General features: G+C 74.1%; 15 protein-coding genes. 9 read left to right on the top strand and 6 right to left on the bottom strand.

The annotated features are described in order from the left end of the window. Positions 1–188: 188 nt before the first annotated feature. The 3 genes from WMF39_RS01850 to acpS all read right to left on the bottom strand — a co-directional run bounded on the left by WMF39_RS01850 (position 189) and on the right by acpS (position 3,385). Entirely contained in the window at positions 189–887 is a 699-nt protein-coding gene (locus WMF39_RS01850) for an RNA polymerase sigma factor (protein WP_437743841.1), read from the bottom strand. 258 nt (positions 888–1,145) lie between these two features. Then, the gene (locus WMF39_RS01845) at positions 1,146–2,942 is read right to left on the bottom strand and encodes an NAD(P)H-hydrate dehydratase (protein WP_437743840.1); all 1,797 of its coding nucleotides are present in this window, start codon (positions 2,940–2,942) and stop codon (positions 1,146–1,148) included. Then, positions 2,939–3,385, bottom strand: a complete 447-nt coding sequence (gene acpS, locus WMF39_RS01840; protein WP_437743839.1) for a holo-ACP synthase — start codon at positions 3,383–3,385, stop codon at positions 2,939–2,941. Before acpS ends, WMF39_RS01845 begins: the two co-directional genes overlap by 4 nt. 355 nt (positions 3,386–3,740) lie before the next feature. On the opposite strand from acpS, the gene WMF39_RS01835 reads away from it, so the two are divergent. From WMF39_RS01835 to WMF39_RS01800, 8 genes are all read left to right on the top strand, one after another. After that, the gene (locus WMF39_RS01835) at positions 3,741–5,480 is read left to right on the top strand and encodes an Eco57I restriction-modification methylase domain-containing protein (RefSeq protein WP_437743838.1); all 1,740 of its coding nucleotides are present in this window, start codon (positions 3,741–3,743) and stop codon (positions 5,478–5,480) included. A 74-nt stretch (positions 5,481–5,554) separates the two neighbouring features. Continuing rightward, a complete protein-coding gene (locus WMF39_RS01830; protein ID WP_437743837.1) occupies positions 5,555–7,801 on the top strand; it encodes a DUF4139 domain-containing protein in 2,247 nt (748 codons plus the stop codon). Positions 7,802–7,820: 19 nt separating this feature from the next. Beyond that, on the top strand, positions 7,821–9,524 hold the full coding sequence (locus WMF39_RS01825; protein WP_437743836.1) for a DUF4139 domain-containing protein: 1,704 nt from the start codon (positions 7,821–7,823) through the stop codon (positions 9,522–9,524). Positions 9,525–9,699: 175 nt separating this feature from the next. Further along, positions 9,700–10,056, top strand: a complete 357-nt coding sequence (locus tag WMF39_RS01820) for a cupin domain-containing protein (protein ID WP_012232951.1) — start codon at positions 9,700–9,702, stop codon at positions 10,054–10,056. 16 nt (positions 10,057–10,072) lie between these two features. Next, positions 10,073–11,125 carry a phosphatase PAP2 family protein gene (locus WMF39_RS01815; protein ID WP_437743835.1) on the top strand — a complete coding sequence of 351 codons (1,053 nt, stop codon included), beginning with the start codon at positions 10,073–10,075 and terminating at the stop codon, positions 11,123–11,125. A gap of 2 nt (positions 11,126–11,127) precedes the next feature. Further along, positions 11,128–12,021 carry a hypothetical protein gene (locus tag WMF39_RS01810; protein ID WP_437743834.1) on the top strand — a complete coding sequence of 298 codons (894 nt, stop codon included), beginning with the start codon at positions 11,128–11,130 and terminating at the stop codon, positions 12,019–12,021. A gap of 38 nt (positions 12,022–12,059) precedes the next feature. Continuing rightward, a complete protein-coding gene (locus WMF39_RS01805) occupies positions 12,060–12,764 on the top strand; it encodes a thioredoxin family protein (RefSeq protein WP_437743833.1) in 705 nt (234 codons plus the stop codon). 440 nt (positions 12,765–13,204) lie between these two features. After that, positions 13,205–16,525: a protein kinase domain-containing protein gene (locus WMF39_RS01800; protein WP_437743832.1), complete on the top strand. Its 3,321-nt coding sequence runs from the start codon at positions 13,205–13,207 to the stop codon at positions 16,523–16,525. Between the two features lie 21 nt (positions 16,526–16,546). Here WMF39_RS01800 and WMF39_RS01795 read toward each other — a convergent pair whose 3' ends face one another. Genes WMF39_RS01795 through WMF39_RS01785 form a run of 3 tightly spaced genes read right to left on the bottom strand, consistent with a single transcriptional unit; the run spans position 16,547 to position 19,499 of the window. Continuing rightward, positions 16,547–17,071 (bottom strand): J domain-containing protein, encoded by a 525-nt coding sequence (locus tag WMF39_RS01795; RefSeq protein ID WP_437743831.1) that lies wholly within the window; start codon positions 17,069–17,071, stop codon positions 16,547–16,549. Positions 17,072–17,084: 13 nt separating this feature from the next. Then, a complete protein-coding gene (locus WMF39_RS01790) occupies positions 17,085–18,305 on the bottom strand; it encodes a GNAT family N-acetyltransferase (RefSeq protein WP_437743830.1) in 1,221 nt (406 codons plus the stop codon). Positions 18,306–18,347: 42 nt separating this feature from the next. Next, on the bottom strand, positions 18,348–19,499 hold the full coding sequence (locus WMF39_RS01785; protein ID WP_437743829.1) for an alpha/beta fold hydrolase: 1,152 nt from the start codon (positions 19,497–19,499) through the stop codon (positions 18,348–18,350). A 322-nt stretch (positions 19,500–19,821) separates the two neighbouring features. On the opposite strand from WMF39_RS01785, the gene WMF39_RS01780 reads away from it, so the two are divergent. Continuing rightward, positions 19,822–20,751 (top strand): hypothetical protein, encoded by a 930-nt coding sequence (locus WMF39_RS01780; protein ID WP_437743828.1) that lies wholly within the window; start codon positions 19,822–19,824, stop codon positions 20,749–20,751. Positions 20,752–20,762: the final 11 nt, after the last annotated feature.

Here is a 20,762-nt window from a genome sequence, read left to right as displayed (position 1 = left end):
GGAACGCTTCCTCGGTGGCACGACGATGGTAGGGGGCCCAGATCACCGCGGCAAGAAGGCGCAGCGGGCGGGCGCGGCGCGCAGGCGGCCGAAAGAGCCCTCGTCGCGACGGCGAATCGGGCCGCAGAGGCGCAGCGCAGGGCGACGTGATCCCGGTCGCGGGCGACGGAGATCGCCGCCGCGATCGCTCATGCTGCCGCGGCCTTCACGTCGCTCCTCGCCTCGGCCTTGCCGTCCGGCGCCTCGGCCTTGCCGTCCGGCGCTTCGCCACGCAGCACCTCGGCGAGCAGCTTCCGGCCGCGGTGCAGGCGGCTCATGACGGTGCCGACCGGGACGCCCAGCCGCGTCGCTGCGTCCTTGTAAGACATCTCCTCGAGGTCCACGAGCACCAGGGTGTCACGGAAGGCCGGCGGGAGCGTCGCGAGCGCGCGCCGCACGCCGGGCGAGAGCGCGTGCATGTCAGCGCAGCGCTCCGGCGCCGTCCACGCGCACGGGTCGGTCGCGAGCACGTCGAGGGCGTTGCGCTCGCGACGGCTGCGCCGGCAGCGGGTGATGAAGACGCTGAAGAGGATCTGGTGCACCCACGCCCGCAGGTTGGTCCCGGGCTCGTAGCTCCCCGCGAACCGGAGCGCGCGCTCCACCGTGTCCTGCACGAGGTCCTCGGCCGTCGCGGGCGTCCGGGAGAGCCGCAGCGCGCGGCCGAAGAGCTCCGGTGTCATTTCGACAAGGCCCCGGAGCAGCTCGTCGACCGCTCCCCGCGAGCCCTCTCCCGGCGCCGTCCGCGCCGCCCCGAAGGACGGCCCGCGCCCGAGCGCGCGCGTCGCGCCGGGCGGCGGCGGCGCTGGGTTCGAGGACCGGGCGGGGGCATGAGCGGCGTGGACGAGCATGGCGGGACCTCCTGCGTAACCGGCACTGGCAAGGCAGGTGCCACCGCGCGGACCTCGCGAAGGCCGCGGATCACGCTGAACGGCGCGGGCGGAGACACGCGGGCGCGTGTCAAATCGACAGCAGGGAGAACGGGCGCGCCAGGGTGGCGAGCCGCCCCGCGGCGCGCCCGGCCCGGCGGCCCCACCCGCGCGAGCGCCGGGCGAGGCGTCCAGCAGAGCGGGCGCCGGGCGAGGCGTCCGGCGGAGCAGGCGCTCGCGTCACGTCGAGAGCGGGTCGCTCCCGGCGGCCAGCGCGGCGATCAGGCCCGGGACCAGCTCGGCGATCTCGCCCGCGAGCAGCCCCCGATCGCTGCCCGTCTGCGCGCGCCACACATCGCCGGCGAGCGCGTGGATCAGCACCCCGGCGCTCGCCGCGGCGGTGGGATCCATCGAGCACAGCAGGGCCGCGATCATCCCGGTCAGGACGTCGCCCGAGCCGGCGGTGGCGAGCGCGGGGTTGCCCGCCATGCAGATGAACATGCGGCCGTCCGGGAGCGCGATGATCGTGCGCGCCCCCTTGAGCACGACGATCGCCCGGGTGAGCGCCACGGCCTCGCGCACGGCGCCGAAGCGGTCCTCCTCGACGGCCCGAGCGCTCCGGCCCAGGAGCCGGCCGAGCTCGCCGGAGTGCGGCGTCATGATGAGGCTCCCGCGCGCGGTCGCGAGCGCCTCCGGGCGGCCCACGAAGTGCGTCAGGGCGTCCGCGTCGACGACCTTCAGGCCGTCCCAGCCGAGCACGACGTGATCCACCGCGGCCCGCGCCCGCTCGTCGAGGCCGAGGCCCGGGCCGATGGCGACCGCCCGCCGCCCGGCGAGCGCGCCGTCGAGCGACGCCGCGATGCGGGCCGGATCGATCGAGGTCGTCATCAGCTCCACGACGCGCGACTCCATCGCGCGCGCGGTGTCGGCCCAGGTGCAGATCGTCACGAGGCCCGCGCCCGTCCGCATCGCCGCGCGCGCGGTCAGCAGCGCGGCGCCGAGCTTGCCCGACGAGCCGGCGATGACGAGCACGTTGCCCGCCTGGTGCTTGTAGACGCTCGCCTCGCGCGGGCGCAGCGACGAGCCGATCGTCTCCTTGCGGAGGACCTCCGCGACGTGGCCCACCTGGGCGAGGATCGGCCGGTCCGGGACCCCGAGATCGACGACGTGCACGTTGCCCGCGAGCCGCGCGCCCTCGGGCGTGAGCAGGCCGATCTTGAGGTGGCCGAAGGTGACGGTCTCGTCGGCCTGCACCGCGGCGCCGAGCGGCGCGCCGCTGTCGGCGTCGAGGCCCGAGGGCACGTCGAGCGCGATGCAGAGGCAGGTCGCCGCGTTGAGGACGCCGATGACGTCGGCGAGGTGGCCCTCGATGGGGCGGTCGAGGCCCGTGCCGAAGATCGCGTCGACGAGGAGGTCGGCCCCCGCGAGCGCGACCTCGAGCGGGGCGAGGGACGCGCCCGGGGGGAGCTCGGTCAGCGCGCCGCCGAGATCCACGTACGCATCGTGGTTGATGCGGCTATCGCCGGTGACCTTCTCGGACCGGGCGGCCAGGAAGACCTGGACCTCCGCGCCGCGGGCGAGGAGGTGGCGCGCCACGACGAAGCCGTCGCCGCCGTTGTTGCCGGCCCCGCAGACGACGACGACGCGGGCGTGGAGGGGGTACGTCGCGGGCTGCCCCGGGCTCGGGACGTGCCGCACCGGGAACGATCGGATGCGCGCGGCGCGGGCCTCCTCGGCGTCGCGGCGGCCGTTCGGCGGCGGCGGGACGCTCCCGGGGCGGCCCCGGAGACCCGCCCCGGAGGGCAACGTCGCCGGCCAGAACGCCCGCGCGGGCGAAAGGCCGGACGCGAGCGGGTGCGGCGCGCGGTGCGCGGCGTCGCCGGGCTGCCCGGCGTTGCGCCCCTCGATGATCGCCGAGATCACGTCGGCGGCGCCGCGGCCGGCGTTCTCCATGAGGACCACGCCGGGGACGTGGCACTGGTGGATCGCGTGTTTGTCGAAGGCGCGCATCTGCGCGCGCGATAGGACCGGAATCACGAGCGCTCTTTCCCTTCGTCCAGGCTGGATCGGCTCTCGCCGTCCTCGTCCGCATCGGTCGGGGATCGGCTCTCCCCTTCCAGGATAGCCACCGCCGCCGCCACGCCTGCATCATGCGTGATCGACAGGTGGACCCGCTGGACGCCCATGCGCTCGGCGAGCGCGCGCGCCGGGCCGTGGAGCGCCATCGTCGGCGGCATGCGCGGCGCGCCGCGCACCTCCAGGTGGTGCCAGCTGACGCCCGGCGCGCCCGCCATCGCCTTCACCACGGCCTCCTTCGCGGCGAAGCGGCCCGCGAGCGCCGTCGCCCGGTCCACGCGGTGCGCGAGCGAGCGGCGCTCCGGCTCGGACAGCACCCGCTCCCAGAACCGCTCCCCCCACCGCGCGAGCGCCTCCTCCATGCGTCCGATGCCGCAGACGTCGATGCCGATGCCGAGGATCACGCGCCCCCCTCGCTCGACCGAGCGTCCGGGCCGGCGGCCGGCGGTTGCACGGCGCCTCCGCAGGTGACGCTCGCCGCGATGCGATTGGCGGGACGGACAGACACGGGGAAGGCCATGCGGCGACTCTACCCTATTCGATGGCGACGCCTCCTGAAACGCGATCCGCGCCTCGCCCCGAGCGCGGAAGCAGACGCAGACGCAGACGCAGAAAGCGCCTCGACGGCGGCACGCGAGCGGGGAAGAGGCCCGGCGCGATGCGGCCGGCCGCGGCCTCGGGCGCCGCGACCGCGCGGCGAGCGCGGCCGTGGAGCGCCGCCCGCGCGCGCCGATCGCGGCTACCATGCTCGCGGCGCCAATGCAGACAGCCCTCGATCTGACGGTCATGCTCCCGCAGAGCGCCTACGATTACGGCGAGCGCTCGTCGGGCGAGGCCCACGGCGTGGTGCTGACGAAACCCCACGTCGTGAATCTCATCCTCGATCTCGCGGGCTACACCGCGGACCGGGATCTCGCGTCGCTGTCGCTGCTCGAGCCAGCCTGCGGCCATGGCGCGTTCCTGGTCCCCGCCGCCGAGCGGCTGATCCAGTCGGCGCGCCGCCACGATCGCGACCTCCTCGAGATCGAGCCGGCGATCCGGTCGTACGACGTCGAGCGAGCTCACGTCGACCACGCGCGCCTCGCGGTCGCCGGCGCCCTCGCGCGGCTCGGGCTGCCGCAGGGCGACGCGACGCGCCTCTCCGAGGCCTGGATCGCCCACGGCGACTTCCTGCTCACCAGCCAGGGACGCCGGTTCGACGCGGTGGTCGGCAACCCGCCCTATGTCAGGATCGAACAGCTCTCGCCCGAGCTCCAGGAGGAGTATCGACACCGGTACAGGTCGCTCTACGACCGCGCCGATCTCTACGTGGCGTTCATCGAGCGCGGCCTCGAGCTCCTCGCGCCCGGCGGGATCCTCTCCTTCATCTGCGCCGACCGGTGGACCCTCAACCGGTACGGCGCGCCGCTCCGCCGGCTGCTGTCGAGGTGGTTCCGGGTGCGGTGCTACGTCGATCTGCGCGGCGCGTCTCCCTTCGAGTCCGAGGTCGTCGCCTACCCGTCGATATTCGCCGTGTCGCCCGGCAAGACGGGGAGCGTCCCTGTCGCGACGCTGCGCACCGCCTCGCCGGAGGAGTGCGAGGCCGCGTCCGCCGCTCTTCGATACGCGGAGGGACACGCGGAGGGACACGCGGAGGGGCGCGCGGAGGCGGGCGCGGCGGAGCGCGGCTCCGGCGTCGCCGTGTCGGAGTACGCTTCCTGGTTCGAGGGCGACGACCCGTGGGTGCTCGGCTCGCCAGAGCACCTCGAGGCCCTGCGCGCGCTCGAGGCGCGGTTCGCGCCGATCGAGGAGGTCGGCGGGACGCGCGTCGGCATCGGCGTCGCCACCGGGAACGACAGGATCTACATCGTCGGCGAAGAGGTGGATATCGAGCGCGATCGCCTCGTGCCGCTCGTCATGCGACACGATATCGAGGACGGCCGCATCCGCGACGCCAGGCGGTTCGTCATCAATCCCTTCGGATCCGACGGCAAGGTGGTCCATCTCGAGGAGTACCCCAGGCTCTCCGGGTACCTGCACGCGCACGAGGCCGAGATCAGGAGGCGCTACATCGCGCGGCGGGGCGGCGCAGGCTGGTTCCGCACCATCGATCGCGTGGTTCCGGCGCTGACCACCGCCCCGAAGCTGCTCGTCCCCGACATCGCGGGCTCCAACGAGGTGGTCTATGACGAGGGCAGGTTCTATCCGCACCACAATCTCTATTTCATCACCTCGGAGGGCTGGGACATGGAGGCCCTCGGCGGGCTGCTCGCCTCCAAAGTCGCCCTCTTCTTCGTGTGGTCCTATGCGGTCAAGATGCGCGGAGGCTACCTGCGCTTCCAGGCCCAGTACCTGCGGCGGATCCGCCTGCCCCCGCCGGAGAGCGTCGCGGAGGAGCTGATGAGCGATCTCCGCAGCTCCTTCCGGCGGCGCGACTTCGACAGGCTCGACGAGCTCGCGCTGCGCGCCTACGGCATCGACGCGCTGCCCGGGTTCGGCTTCCTCGACACGAGGCGATAGCCCGCTATCCGGGCCCGCGCGCGGCGTGATACCGTCGCGCTCTCGCGGGGCGTTCGCGGGCGAGGGGACGAGCGATGACGGCCGAGAAGATCGAGTGCGCTAGCCGTATCGAGGGGGTCGTCGTGTATGCGCGCGGGGCGATCGTCACCCGCCGCGTCGAGCTCGCGGCGCCGCTCCCCCGGGGGGCGGTCGAGATCTCGGTGCCGGGGATCACGCCGCTCGCCGAGCCGGGGAGCTTCCGCGCGCTCATCGACGCCGCGGGCGGCGCCGCCGCAGGCGCCCCGGCGGGCGCGGCGGCGGCCTCCGGGCCCGCGCGCGACGTGCGCGACGTGATCGGCGTGCGCGCGCGGCTCGTCGTGCCCCCGGCGCCCGTCTCGAGGACGGCGCTCTCCGCCGAGCTCCGCGAGCTCGAGCTCGCGATCGCGCGCCTGTCGGCGGAGCGCGACCACCTCCGCCTCTGGCGCGACCAGCTCGGCGCCGTCTCGCTCGATCCGGAGCTCGCGCGGCGCTTCCGGCCGGGCGACCCGGCGGCCCGCATCCGCGACGCGCTCGCGGTGAGCGGCCTGCTCTCGGACGAGCTCGCCGCGCTCGACGCCCGCGCCGCCGCGCTCGACGCGGAGCTCGAGCGCGCCCGGAAGGAGCTCCTGGCCGCCCAGATCGACGCCGCCCAGGCCGCGAGCGGCGAGGTCGAGGAGCGCGACCCGGCGCGCCTCGACGTCGTCGTGCGGCTCGCGCCGGAGCGCGGCGGCGCGGCCGGGGAGCCGGCGCTCCGGCTCGAGTACGCCGTGTTCGCCGCGCGCTGGTGGCCCGCCTACGCGGCGCGGTTCTCGCGCGGCGCGACCGAGGTCGCCTTGCAGCTCGACGCCCTCGTCGCGCAGGCCTCCGGCGAGGACTGGAAGGACGTGCGCCTCGCGCTCGCCACCGCCGATCTCGTGCAGGACACGCGGCTGCCGGAGCTCGCCTCGCTGCGGCTCAGCCGCGCGCAGCGCCCCCCGCGCCGCGGCTACCGCCCCGCGCCGGAGGGGCTCGACGCCATGTTCGACGGGTTCGACCGCTTCGTCGCCGCCCTCCCCGAGCCGGCCGCGCGGACCACCGCCGCGCCTGGAAAGCTCCCGCCCGCGCGTGACGGCGGCGAGGCCACGCGGAACCGGGCCAGCCCGGAGCCCTTCGCGGCGATGAAGAGGCCAGCGCCGCCTGCGCCATCCGGCCCGGCCGCCCCGCCGCCCCCGATGCAGGCCGCCGCGCCGATGGCGTTCGCCCCGCCGATGCCGCTCGCCGCGCCGGCGCGGAAGTCGCGCGGGCTGTCGCTCCCGTCGTTCGGCGGCGGCCACGGGGCGCCGCCCCCGCCGCCGGCTCCCCAGGCGAGCGCGCCCCCGGTCCCCCGGAGCGCCCTGGGCTCCGCGGCGAGCGTCGAGGCCGCGGCCAGCCTCGAGGAGGAATGGCTCGCTCCCGAGCAGGCGCTGGAGGGCGCCGGGGCCGCCCCGGCGCTCGAGCCCGCGCAGGTCGAGGAGTGGCTCGACTTCGACGCGCTGCACCTCCCCGGCGCGGGCAAACAGCGCGGCCGGCTCGCGCGCGACGAGCCCGGGCCCTCGCGGCGCAACGCGCGTCGGGCGGAGCAGGACATCGCGGACCTCGGCGCCCCGCCCCGGGCCGTGGATCCGCGCGACTCGCGCGGGCAATTCGACCACCTCTACGTCGGCGAGAGCGCCGCCGACGTGCCGTCGAACGGCGGGCTCCACCGCGTCGCGCTGGGCGCCGCGCGCGCCCCCGCCGCGCCCCGGTTCGTGACCGCGCCCCGCGAGGCCGCCGAGGTCTACCGCGAGGCGCGCGTCGAGAACCCGTTCGACGCCCCGCTGCTCGCGGGGCCTGTCGACATCTTCGTCGACGGCGCCCTCGCGGCGCAGTCCGCGCTCGGCCGCGTGGACCGGGGCGGCCTCCTCCGCGCCGGCCTCGGCGTCGAGGAGCGGATCCGGGTCGCCAGGAACGCGCGCGTTGACGAGTCGAGCGCCGGCCTGCTCGGCGGCTCGCTCGCCGTCGAACACGCGGTGGTCATCGACCTCTCCTCGTCGCTCGGGATGGGCGTCGAGGTCGAGGTCCTCGACCGCATCCCGGTGACGGACGACAAGGACGTCGAGATCAAGCTCCTCTCGTCGCAGCCGAAGGCCGAGCCGTACACCCAGGAGGAGCTCGGCGAGCCGGTGCGCGGCGGGCTGCGCTGGCGCGTCCCGATCGCGCCAGGCGGCAAGGCCTCCGTCGCGTTCACCTACCGCGTGGTGTTCTCGTCCAAGAACGAGATCGTCGGCGGTAACCGTCGGGAATAACAAAGGAAACGAGCGCACCATGGCAACGGATGCGAGCGGTTCGGACCGGGCTGGGCGGAGCGCCAGCGGAGGCGGAGCGAGCGACGAGAGCGGCGGCCACGAAGGCGCCCGCGCGCCGCACCCGAGCGCGGCGCGCGCGGTGACGCTGTTCGAGGATCGCGCCGAGGTCGTGCGCGCGGCGCGCGTCGAGGTCCAGGCCGGGGCGCAGTGGATCGCGATCGGCGGCGTCTCGGTGTTCGTCGACGAGCGCACCGTGCAGGCGCGCGTCGCGGGCGCGGATGCGGTCCGGGTGACGGCGGCGCGCGTACGATGGAGGGCGCACAGGGAGGCGGCGCTCGGTCGCGAGGCGATCGACGCGCTGGAGCGCGAGGAGCGCGAGGCGTCGCTGCGGGCCGGCGCCGCGGAGCGCGCGCGGGACCGGGCGTCGCGGCGCGAGGCCCACCTCGACCAGCTGCTCGCGAAGTGGGCGCGGGCGATGAGCGAGGTCCCGAAGGACGCCGGCGAGCCCGCGCGCCTCGCCTCGTGGCGCGGCGGCGCCGAGGCGCTGCACGCGGCGCTCGCCGAGGCGCTCGGCGCGTCGGCGGACGCGCGCGCGGCGCGGGCGCGCGCCGAGGAGGACGCCCGGCGCGCCGGGGCGCGGCTGCGGGAGGGGTCCGTCGAGCAACCGCGCTATGAAGCGGTGATCGAGGTCGAGGTGCACGCCCCCGCGCCGCAGCCCGTCGACATCGAGCTGACGTACCGCGTCGCGTGCGCGATCTGGCGCCCCGAGCACCTGGCGCGGCTCGCCGCCGGCGCCGCGGTCACGAGCGCGGGCGGCGCGGCAGCGCAGGCGCCTGGCGGCTCGATCGAGCTCACCACCTGGGCGGCGGCGTGGCAGGCGACGGGCGAGGTCTGGGAGAACGTCACCGCGCGCTTCTCGACCGCGCGGCCGTCGAGGAGCGCCGAGGCGCCGCTGCTCGAAGACGACGTGCTCCGCGCGCGGCGCAAGACGGAGATCGAGCGCCGCCGCGTGATCGTCGAGGCGCGCGACCAGGCGATCGCCGCGGCCGGGCTCGACCGCGGGGCGCGGGCGGTCGACGAGATGCCGGGGGTGGACGATGGCGGCGAGCCGCTGATCTTCGAGGCGGCGGAGCCGGTGACCCTCCCCTCCGACGGCCGCCCGACGCGCATCGAGATCGCGCGGCGCTCGCTCCCCACCGAGCTCGCGCTGGTGCTGTACCCCGAGGTCCACCCCGCGGCCCACCTGCGCGCCACGGTGACGCTGGACGGCGGCGGCGCCGGCGGACGGCCGCGCCCGCTGCTGGCAGGCCCGGTGCGCGTCGCGCGGGGCGGCAGCCTCGTCGGCCGCGCCCGGCTCGATTTCGTGGGTGCCGGCGAGCCGTTCGAGCTCGGCTTCGGCGTGGACGACGCCGTGCGCGTGCGGCGCACCGTCGACGAGGAGCAGGACACCGCCGCGATCACGGGGAGCCGCAAGATCCGCCGGCGTGTGAAGCTCTCCGTGTCCAACCTCTCCAGCAGCGTGAAGCGGGTGCTGGTCACCGAGCGGATCCCTGTCAGCGAGGTGGCCGAGGTCGAGGTCGCGCTCGGCGAGGCCCCCGGCTGGACGCTGGACGAGAAGGACGGATTTCTCCGTGGCCACGTCGAGCTCTCTCCGAAGGGGTTGAAGACGATGTCGTTCAGCTACGAGCTGCGCGCCGCAGCGAGCGTGGTGTTGCCTTTTTGAAGCCAGGAAACGCAGAGAGCGGGAACGGGGAAGGAGAGAAGGAGAGAAGCAGGGAAGCCGAGACGCCGACGGCCGCCGTCGCACGGTTCGCGCGGAGCGCCGTTGACAGGACGCAGTGCGCTTCTGTAACGGATCGATCTCCCAGCGGCTTCACTCGTGAAGGAGGAGGATCGCCATGAGGCAGCAGATCGACGGGGCCGTGGTGCTGACCGCAGCCGACGAAGACGTGATGGAGTATTTGCCCAACCGAGGCGTCTTCATGGCGCAGCTGCTGGGAAGAGACCGCGGGAACGCCTTCGGCTTCTACAGGGGCACGATGGGCCCCGGCTGTGAGATCTCGCGCGAGCTCCACACGGAGACCACCGAGACCATCTATATCCTGGCCGGTCAGGCGCTCGGCATCGTCGGCGACCGCGAGGTGCCCCTCGGCCCCGGCCAGATGATGCACGTCGAGACGAACGTACACCACGGGCTGCGCAACACGGGCGCCGGGCCGCTCGAGTTCCTCGTCATCGGCCACCCCGATTTCTGATCGCGCGGTCCGCTCCTTGAGGTGCGCCGCGCCCCTCCGGTTCGCCTCCAGCGCGCTCGCCGTGACGGCGCTGCTCGGCGCTGCAGCGGCGCGAGCCGAGCCGCCTGCTGCGGCGCGAGCCGAGCCGCCTGCTGCGGCGCGAGCCGAGCCGCTCGCGGCGCCGTCCGGCGCGGCGACACGGGGAGCCGGCGGGACCACCGCCCTCCGTTCCGGAGCGGTGCTGCCGAGCGCACCGCGCCGGGCCGCGCCGGAGGCTCTCTCTCGCGCGCGGCCCGAGGTCGCGTGGGATCCGGCCTGGCCGCGCTTCCGCGTGAGCGAGTATGTGGCCACGGGGCTCCTGGCCGCGACCGCGTTTGGCACGCTCGCCATCCCGCCGTCGGAGGGCCGGTGGACGACCGTGAACGGCTTCGACGGCTCGGCGCGCGACGCCATGCGCATCCGCAGCGATCGCCAGCGCGAGATGGCGCGGGACGCGAGCGATCTCCTGCTCACGCTGATGACCAACCACCTCGCGGTGGACGCCCTGCTCGTGACCTGGTGGGGGCACGGCCGCGGCAGCGTCGCCTGGGAGATCGCGATGATCGACGTCGAGGCGCTCGCGCTGAACGCGGCCCTGAACGGCGTCGTCGCGGGGCTCACGAGCCGCGAGCGCCCCTACCGCGCCGGGTGCGCCGGGCCGGAGGAGCAGCAGGACCGCGACTGCCGGGGGAGCAAGCGGTACAGGAGCTTCTTCAGCGGCCACAGCTCGACCGCCTTCACGGCGGCGGGGCTCGTGTGCTCGCACCACGCGCGCCTGCCCCTGTACGGCGGCGGCGCCCCCGACGCGCTCGCGTGCGCCGCGTCGCTCGGGACGGCGGCGGCCGTGGCGACGCTCCGGGTCGTCTCCGATCAGCACTTCGCGACCGACGCGCTCACGGGCGCGGCGGTCGGCGCCCTGACCGGCCTCGGGCTCCCGTGGCTCCTGCACTACCGCGGCGGCGCCCCCGCCTCGGACGCGCCGCGCGCGGACGGCGTCACGCTCAGCTTCGCGCCCGCGCCGCTCGGCGGGTACCTTGTGGGCAGGTTCTAGCGATGACGCTCCGCCGCGCGCTGGCCGCCGCCGCGACGCTCGCCGCGCTCACCCTGCTGCCCGCCGGGGCCGGCGCCCAGGATCCGGCCGACCTGCCGTCGCCCGCCGGCGAGCCGCCGCCGGTGCCCTCGGGCATCGACCTCCTGCAGAAGCGCTCTTACTGGGCGCGGAGCGCCGCCGCGCGCCCGTTCCTCTCCGCGCTGATGGATCTCGGCGTGATCTATTTCAGGCCGAGCCTCGCGCTCGGCGTGGGCAAGCCCCACTGGTCCTGGCTCGGGATCGAGGGCTATGCGAGCGGTTCGCCGAACGGCGGCGCGGAGTACCTGGGCCTCCGCGCCGCGCTGCCCAGCGTGGAGATCCGCGGCGGCGCGCGGTACGCCTTCTCGACGACCCAGTACTTCCTCGAGCCTCGGGCGTCGTACACGCGCAGGGACACCGAGCTCATGCAGGGCCCCCCGTCGCGGTACGTCGCGGCGGAGCTCGAGGTGTCGGGCTCGATACCCTTGCTCGGAGGCAGCCTGTTCGGCGTCGCGACCGGTTATGCGGTGCTGGGGACGCCGGAGGGATTCTACCTTTACGAGGAGGCGCTCCACGCGGTGATGAAGCCGCCGTACCTCTACCGGGCCCGGCTCGGCTACATGGCGGAGATGGACCGGTTCGGCGAGCTCCGCCTGGGCGCCGCCGCCGAGGTGCTCGGCAACCCTGGCCGCGACAGCGTCGTCGTGCGGCTCGGCCCCGTGCTGGCCGTGTCGTTGACGCACCACCTGGACGCGGTGGGGACGGTGATGGTGGTGGCCGCGACGCCCGATCGCCTCGGCCTGCTGGGCGCGGATCTCGGCCAGCTCGGCCTTCGATACCGGTGGGCGACCGGCGATCGCTGGCCGGAGTTCCCGTGACGCATGCGCCTGCCGCGACGCGTGGTAAGCGTCCCCGTATGAACAAGCTCATCTCCCTGACGTTCCTCGCCGCGGCCCTCGCGGCGTGCACCCAGCCCGGCGAGGCGAGCGCGCCCGCGGCCACCGGCGCCGCCGCGCCGCAGCCCGCCAAGGCCGACGCCCCGAAGGCGAAGGCCGCGGACGCGCCGGCGGCCCAGGCGAAGGCGGCCCAGGCCAAGATCGGCCAGCCCGCGCCCGATTTCACGCTGCCGGACCTCGACGGCAAGCCCGTCAAGCTGGCCGATCACAAGGGCAAGACGGTCGTCCTCGAGTGGTTCAACCCCGGTTGCCCGTTCGTGCAGCTCGCGCACCGCCAGGGCGGCCTGAAGGACGTGCCGGCGCAGCAGGCCCAGAAGGGGGTCGTGTGGCTCGCCATCAACTCGGGCGCTCCAGGCAAGCAGGGCACCGGCAAGGAAGAGAACGTGAAGGCAAAGGGCGAGTTCGGGATGAGCTACCCGGTCCTCATCGACGAGAAGGGCGACGTGGGGCGCGCGTACGGCGCCCAGCGCACACCGCACATGGTCGTCATCGATCCGCAGGGCACGGTCGTCTACGCCGGCGCCATCGACAGCACGAAGGGCGGTGAGCCCGAGCCGGGCGAGCAGGTCACGAACTACGTCGATGCCGCGCTGACCGAGCTCGCCGCCGGCAAGGCGATCTCCACGAAAGAGACCGAGGCGTTCGGCTGCACCGTCAAGTACTGACCAGCCCGCCGGCGGGCCCATGAGCAGCGGAGCAGCTGAACCCACCTCGGCATCATGTCGCGCGCCCCACAAATAGCGTCGCGAACGGCGTCCGCTCCTCGCTGCTCTCTCGCTGGATCGTTCATTGGCGCTGTCGTCGGCGCGGCGCTGAACGTCGCTGAACGTCGCTGACCGGCGCGCCCGCCGTCTGTTCCCGCCCCACGCCCATCGCCCCGTCGAGCGCATCGCACCCTGGCCTCTTCGCGGCGACAGGCCCAGTCCGGGGTGTTGACATGGACGTAAACTCAGGTTTACCGTTGGGCGACAGTTTTGTCATATCGCTCGTAGCTCACGCCTGAAGCGAGGCGCTCACTGGCACGCGGCCGGGCGCTCCGGGATGATGGCGATTCGAGGCCATGCGCTGGGGGGCTCCACCTTCGCTGTTGAAAAGGGTCCGAGTCATGAGCCGAATGGGAGGAGCGGGCCCGGAGAGTGCGAACGCCGCGTGGTCGGCGAGCGAGGAGCCCACGTCCCGCCCCGTCTCGATCGCGCCCCAGAGCAGGCCGCCCCGCTCCGCCCCGCCGGGGAGCTCGGGCGCCGCACAGGAAACGGTTTTCCAGTGCGTCGAGCCGCCCTCGTCGCGCGTGCCGAGCAGGTTTCCCATCCGCAACTGGGATCGGTATGAGTGCGAGTCGCTCATCGGGAAAGGGGGAATGGGCACGGTCTACAAGGCCAGGGACCCGCGACTCCACAGGTACGTGGCGCTCAAGCTGATACGGGGCAACGATCCGGAGCTCGCCCAGCGCTTCATCTGGGAAGCGCGGGCCCAGGCCCGGGTCGAGCATCCGAACATCTGCAAGGTGTACGAGGTGGGCGAGGCGCAGGGCCAGCCGTTCATCGCCATGCAGTACATCGACGGCCAGCCGCTCCACCGGGTGGCGCAGCAGCTGTCCCTCGAGCAGCGGGTGAAGATCGTGGCCGACGTCGCGGACGGCCTGCACGCCGCCCACCGGCTCGGGCTGATCCACCGCGACATCAAGCCGGCGAACATCCTGGTGGAGCGGACCGCCGAGGGCGCCTTCCGCCCCTACCTCCTCGATTTCGGGCTCGCGAGGGACACCGCGGCGGACGCCCGTGCGACGGCGAGCGGCGAGGGGACGCCGGCGTACATGGCGCCCGAGCAGGTGTCCGGGGGCCAGCGCCAGCTCGACCGCCGCACGGACGTCTACTGCCTCGGCTCCACGCTCTACGAGGTCCTCGCCGGGCGCCCGCCGTTCGTCGACCCCTCGGTGACGAGCCTCATCGCCCGCGTGGCGCGCGAGCTGCCGGCGCCGGTGCGAAAGATCGACAAGCGGATCCCGGTCGATCTCGAGACCATCGTGATGAAGTGCCTCGAGAAGGAGCCCCAGCGGCGGTACGACTCCGCGAAGATGCTCGCGCTCGATCTCGAGCGCTACCTCGAGGGGGAGCCGATCCACGCGCGGCCGATGGGCATCGGCTACCGCGCCCTGAAGCGCGCCAGGAAGCACAGGCTCGCGGTCGCGGCGGCCGCCGTGGCGCTCGTCGTGCTCGCGCTCTCGGGCGCCGTCGCCCTCCGCGCGAAGCTCGCCGCCGCGCGGCAGGCCGAGCTCGCCGCGCGCGTGGCGTCCCTGGCCGAGGGCTTCGGTCAGGACGTCAAGGAGATGGAGCTGTTCATGCGCTACGCCTACGCGCTCCCCCTCCACGAGGTGTCGCGGGAGAAGGAGGTCATCCGGGCGCGCCTGGGCGAGATCGACCGGAAGATGCAGGGCATGCGCGAGACGACGGGCGATCTCGTCGAGGGCCCTGGCCGCTACGCGCTCGGGCGCGGGCACCTCGCGCTGCACGAGCCCGAGGAGGCGCTCGCGCACCTCGAGGCGGCGCTCGCGAGCGGGTACGCCACGCGCGAGGCGAAATTCGCGGCGGGCCTCGTGCACGGCATGCTCTACCTGAAGGGGCTCGATCGGGCGCGGCGCCTCGCCGACAAAGGGGAGCGGTCCGCGCACCAGCTCGAGCTCGAGGAGCGGCACAAGCAGCCGGCGATCAGGTACCTGAGGGACAGCGTGAGATCGGCCGCGGAGCCGCCGTCGTACGCCGTGGCGCTCATCGCGCTCTACGAGGGGCGGTTCGACGAGGCGCTCGCCGACGCGCGGCTAGCGTTCGCGCGATCGCCCTGGGAATACGAGGCGAAGAAGCTCGAGGGCGACATCCTGCTCGCGAAGGGCACGGCGGCGCGCGACCTCGGGGAGCACGCGGCGGCGCTCGTCGAGTTCTGGGGCGCCGTCGCCTCGTACGAGGCCGCGGCGGAGATGGCCGAGAGCGATCCCGACGTCCACGAGGCGGCCGCGCGCGCCCTGAGCGAGATCATGCTGATCGAGGCGCAGCGCGGCGGAGACGCGGAGGAGGTCGTCGCGCAGATCATCGCCCGGTGCGACAAGGCGCTCCGGGCGAGCCCGCGGGCGAGCGGCACGCTCGCCAAGAAGGCCTGGGCGCTCGTGCACCGCGGGAGGCGCGACCTGTCGCGCGGCTCGGACCCGAGGTCGGACCTCGTCGAGGCGGTCGCGGCCAGCGAGCAAGCGGTCCAGGGCGACCCGTCGGACGCGACCGCGTACGGCGCGATGGGGGCGAGCTTCTTCCTCCTCGCGTCGCACGAGAGCGCCGTGGGGCTCGACGCGTGGCCCTCGCTCGGCCGCGCGGTCGACAGCGCGCAGCGGTCGCTCGCCCTCGACCCGAACTCCTTCTGGGCGTGGAACGACGCCGCCATCGCCTACGGCATGATGGCCGAGTACGCCGCGTCCCGCGGCGCCGATCCCCTCCCCCTCTTCGAGATCGGCGCGTCGTACGCCGAGCGGGCGATCGAGATCGCGCCGAACGACATGCCGCCGCTCCTCAACCAGGGCTGGCTCTACGCGCGGCGCGCGCAGTACGAGCTCGACCACGGGGCGTCGCCCGAGGAGTCGCTCGACGTGGCCAAGGACAGCCTCGAGGCAGCCCTGCGGCGGCGCCCGGACAGCTACCGCGCCTACAACAACCTGGCCCTGACGTACCTGATCCAGGGCCGGCACGAGCGGCTCACCGGCGGGAGCCCGGAGGTCTCGCTCGCGCGGTCGATCGATGCGTACGGCGCGGCGGCGCACCTCAACCCGGACGATCTCGAGGCGAAGCAGGGGGCGGGCCTCGCGCGCATCGAGGCGGCGCACGGGGCGCTCCTCCGGGGAGGGGATCCGACGGCCGCGCTCCGCGCCGCGAGGGGCGCGATCGAGCCCATCGTGGCCGCGAGGCCGCAGCACGCGGGGGCACTCCTCGCGCTCGGGCAAATCGAGCTGCTCTCGGCGCGGTGGGCCGCGTCGCGCGGCGGGAGCCCTGCGGCGGCGCTCGACGCCGCGGAGCGCTCGCTGCTCCGCGCCCTCGAGGCGAACGAGGGCAATCCGAGGATCTTCGGCGCCCTGGCCGAGGTCCACCGGCAGCGCGCCGCCCTGACCGGGCCGGGGCTGCTCGACGTGCGCTCGGAGGTCGAGGCGGGGCTCGCGCTGATCGATCGCACGCTGGCCATCGACCCGGGCTTCCCGCTGGGGAGCGCCAGGAAGGGCGCGCTGCTCCTCCTGAGGGCGAAGGTGGAGCGCGAGCGCGCGGCGCGCCTGGATCTGGCCCAGCGCGCCGGGGCCTTGCTCGACGAGGCGCTCCGCGGCAACCCGCTGCTCGCGCGCGAGTACGCGCCGCTCCTCGACGAGGCGGGGAAGGTCGCCGCGGCGAGCCACCCTTAGGCCCAGATCCCCGTAGCACCACTACCGGCGCTTGGGCCGCGCCAGCCTGGCCATCGCCTCGTCGTGGGCCCACTTGACGCGCATGAACTCGCGGGCGTCGCCGCCGCGATCGGGGTGCGTGACGAGCGCGAGCCGGCGGAACGCCTGGCGGATCTCGTCCGCGCTCGCGGCCTCCGCCAGGCCGAGCACCGCGAACGGCGACACGCCGCGCGCGGACGCCGGCCGCGACGGCGCGCGGCTCGACGGCCCGGGTGGCGGCGGCGGCGAGGGCGCCTCCCGCCGCGCGCGCGGCTTGGGCCACGGGGGCTCGCCGCGCAGGACGCGCGTCCAGGCCGTCGCCCACGCCGGCTCGATCTCGACGAGCGGGCGCCCGGCCGCGCGCTCGGCCTGCGCCCGCGCCTCCTCGACGGTCCGCGCGCCGCCCTGGCTCGCGTCCGGCGGGCGGAACGGGTCGCGCGCCGGCTCGGCCGTCCACCAGGCGGCCCACAGGAAGCGGCGGCGGCGGGTCGGGGTCACCGCGTAGACGCCGCGGAGCGGGAGCGTCATCGGGGCCTGGCCTTCAGAAGATCTCGGGGCACCACGGGGCGCGCGCGGCGCGGAACAGGCTGTCCGCGCGCTCGATGGCGCCTCCGGAGAGCGCCTCGACCTGGCCCGCGTCGGCCATGCAACGGAACGAGACGCCGCCGAGGTACGCCGAGCCGAGCGCCGTGACGTCGAGGCGGAGGTCCGGCGCCGCCGTGGTCCGCGTCGCGCGCCGCTCGCCCCCGTCGAGCTGGAACCGGCCCGCGTTCCAGGGGCAATCGCGGTCGGTGATCTCGAGCGTGAGCGCCTCGCCGCTGCCGTAGGCGCGCGCCGCGAGCGCGGCCTCGACGTCCACGATGCGCACCCACAGCCCGTCGCTCGCCGTGAGGCGCAGCCGCCGCGGCTCGACGAGGAGCATGCCGAGGGGATGATCGGGCGGCAGGAGGCTCGCCTCGATCCGATGCGCCAGGTCGATGTCGAAGAGGTACCGCCAGACGAGCCTCGTCCCGAGCGGCGAGGCGCCGATCGCCTCGATGACGCGGACGGAGCCGATCGGGATCGTGGACGCGTCCCACCGGTGGTGCACGCAGTACAGCGCGTAGGCCTCGGCGCGCCCGTCGACCTCGATCACGACGCGCTGGAGCGGGCCGCCCCCCTGGCGGATGAAGTCGTTGTCGCAGAGCCGCCGGCCCTGCCACCACGGCTCCGAGCGCGCCAGCATCCCGGGGACGAGCGGGCGGGCGCGCTCCCAGACCGGCGGGAACGCCTCGAGCGCCTCGGCTTCCCCGAGCAGCCGCGCCCGGCCCTCCGCGCTCGCCTCCCCACGGAACGCGCTGCGATCGCGCTCGATCGAGATGGAGCACGCCTGCGACGCGAGGCCGTAGCCGAAGCGGCCGTAGATGGATCCCTCCGTGGCCCAGAGAGAGGAGATCGGCTGCCCCGCGGCCCGCGCCTCGTCGATGTGCCGCCGGACGAGGCGCGTGAGGATGCCGCGGCGGCGGTGCGTCGGCATGACCCCGACCATCGTGAGCCCGGCGACCGGGACGTCGCCGCCCGGCGTGGTCATCGTGAGCGAGAACGTGCCGGCCGCCCCGACGAGCGACTCGCCGTCGTACGCGCCGAGGCCATACGTGAGCTCCCGGAGCCGCTTCGTCGCCTCCAGGCGCTCGGGGTTCACGAGCGCGCCGAAGGCGGTGAGGATGGGATGGACGAACTCGCCGTGCTGCTCGGGGGCCAGCTGCCGCAGCTCGATGGTCATCCGCCTACGATAGCAGTCGCGCCGGCGCCCTCGCGTGGCGTCCTACGCGCTCAGCTGCTCGCGCTCCCTCGCCGCCGCCCGCCGGATGCGCGTCTTCAGCCAGGCCTCGATGAGCGGCCACACCGTGAGCGGCGCGTCCCGGCCGACGACGATGTCGAGGTGGCCGCGCGGGAACTCGCGGTACGTCCTGTCCGAGGAGCGGCTGAAATCGTACGCAGGCTTCACCGACGCCGGCGGCGCGAGGTCGTCGTGCGTGCCCGCGATGACCAGGAGCGGCAGGTCGAGCTGCTCGAAGCGCTCGGCGTAGCCGAAGAGGCTCCCCATGTGGTGGCCGCTCTTCCGCGACGCCGCCGCGTCCAGGAACATGTTCCGGAGCACCGTGATGCTGCCGCTGTCCATCGCCAGCGACATGTGCTGCGTGAGCACCCGCGTCTCCATCGAGCCGGGCACGAACCCCCGGATCGGCAGCGGAAAGATCGGGCTCTCGACGAACGCCCGCACGAACCGGAACGGCTCGCCCCACGCCGACAGCGGGAGCGCCCCCTGCCCGAGGGGGACGCGCCGGTCGACCGTCAGCATCAGCCGGCCGAGCAGCGCGAGCGACCGCGACCCGTGCGTGAACAGGTACGGGCTCCCGAGCGTGACGATCCCGCCGACCGCGTCCCCCATCGTCGGCGCCGTCGCGTAGCCGACGAGCCCCCCGAGCGAGTGGCCGATCAGGTACACAGGCCGCGGACCCGAGATGCGCCGGATCTCCTCGATCGCCGCCGGCACGTCCTCGCGGACGAAATCGGTCACGTGGGCCGGCCGCCGCGCCCCGAGGTGCCGCGACCGACCGTGCCCCCGCAGGTCCAGGTTGAAGACGTCGAAGCCCGCGCGCGCCAGGTAGTTCGAGAAGCTCCGCGACGGCAGGTGCCAGATGTACCGGTTCTGGCCGTACCCGTGGACCAGCAGCACGCTCGCCACCGTGCTCCGGAGCCGCGCGCTCCGCTTGCGGATCATCGCCAGCGGCACGTCCCGCTCCACCGGCTCCGCGTCCTCCACCCCCGGCGCGCGCGCCCCCTCGATCCCACGGCTCGCCGGCGGGGACTCGTGCGCGGTGCTGCGGACCCGCACCACCACGAGCTCCTTGATGAACCTGTCCCGCTCGTCGCGGTCGATCGTCTGCTCGACCTGGGCCTGATGCAGGATCATCCTTTCCGTCTATTGCGGATTATTTTGCTGTGTGCAACCTCGTTTGGTCCGCCAGCAATGCCGTCGCCGCGGGGCCCTGCCGCGCCAACATCGCACGGCCACCGACGGCGATCACGAGCAGGCGCGCTCCGGCGCGCGGTCGTGGAAAAAGCTCCGCCGTGGGCGGTCCGCAGGCGTCACACGGCGCTGCGTCTCGTGTACCCTCCCCTCCGCTGGTGCCCGGTCCACCGGGGCGCGCGGAGAACCCGATGCTGGCCTCGGCGCGCCCGTTCCGTGGGCGCGGAGCCCGGCCCTGAACTTACGCATCGCTAGGTGACCTACAATGTACCACGTGAAGATGGGTCGGCAGCTCGCGGTCGGGGTGCACGCAAGGGCCGCCGCGCTCGCCGCATTGCTCGGCGCCGTGTGCTTCTCATCGAGCGCCGGCGCGCAGCCCAAGGACGACGCCGAAGGCAACCTGGACGACTCCCCTGCTGCCGAGAAGCAGGCCACGGACGAGAAGGCGCAGGACGACAAGGCGCCTGGCGAGAAGGACAAGCCGCAGGAAGCGCCGCCCGAGGCGGCGGATGAGAACGCCCCGTTCGAGAGGGAGGGCAAGACCTATCGGTTCGCCGGGCTCCGGTTCCGGAACCTCATTGTGCCGAAGGCGATGATCAACCTCTTCGCGGACGGCGGGTCGAGCGTGAACGTGTTCACCTTCGGCCCGGAGCTCTCGACGCGCAGGGACGGGCTCGAGATCGATCTGGCGATCTCCTACGCGGACTACTCGATGGATCCCTTCCTCTTCAAGGGGAAGAACGACGGCAACGACGCCTGGGAGATGGTGTCGAGCACCATGAAGCTCGTCTACTTCACGACCGATCTCCTCTACGAGATCCCGCTCGACAAGGAGAAGGGCCGCTTCTCCCTGCTGATCGGCGGCGGCGTCGGGCTCGGCGTCGTCTTCGGCAACCTCTACCGCGCGCAGGCGTACCCGAACAACCCGTCGCGCCTCGACCCCGACGACGTGGGCTCGTGGAGCAAGTGCGCCGGCCCGACCGGCGGCTTCTGCGACGGCTCCAACGAGCATTTCGGCGACTACGACGAGCCGAGCTGGATCAACGGAGGCTCCAAGCCGTCGGTGTTCCCGTGGATCTCGTTCCCGCAGCTCAGCTTCCGGTACAAGCCGATCAAGCAGCTTCAGACGCGGCTCGACGCCGGCTTCTCCATCACAGGGTTGTTCTTCGGGCTGTCCGCGGGGTATGGCCTCTGATCGAGGGATGA

This window comes from Sorangium sp. So ce1504, from assembly GCF_051521635.1.
Lineage (GTDB): Bacteria > Myxococcota_A > Polyangia > Polyangiales > Polyangiaceae > Sorangium > Sorangium cellulosum_B.
Note: the sequence above shows the minus strand (reverse complement) of the source record. Positions and strands in the feature narration are given on the sequence as shown.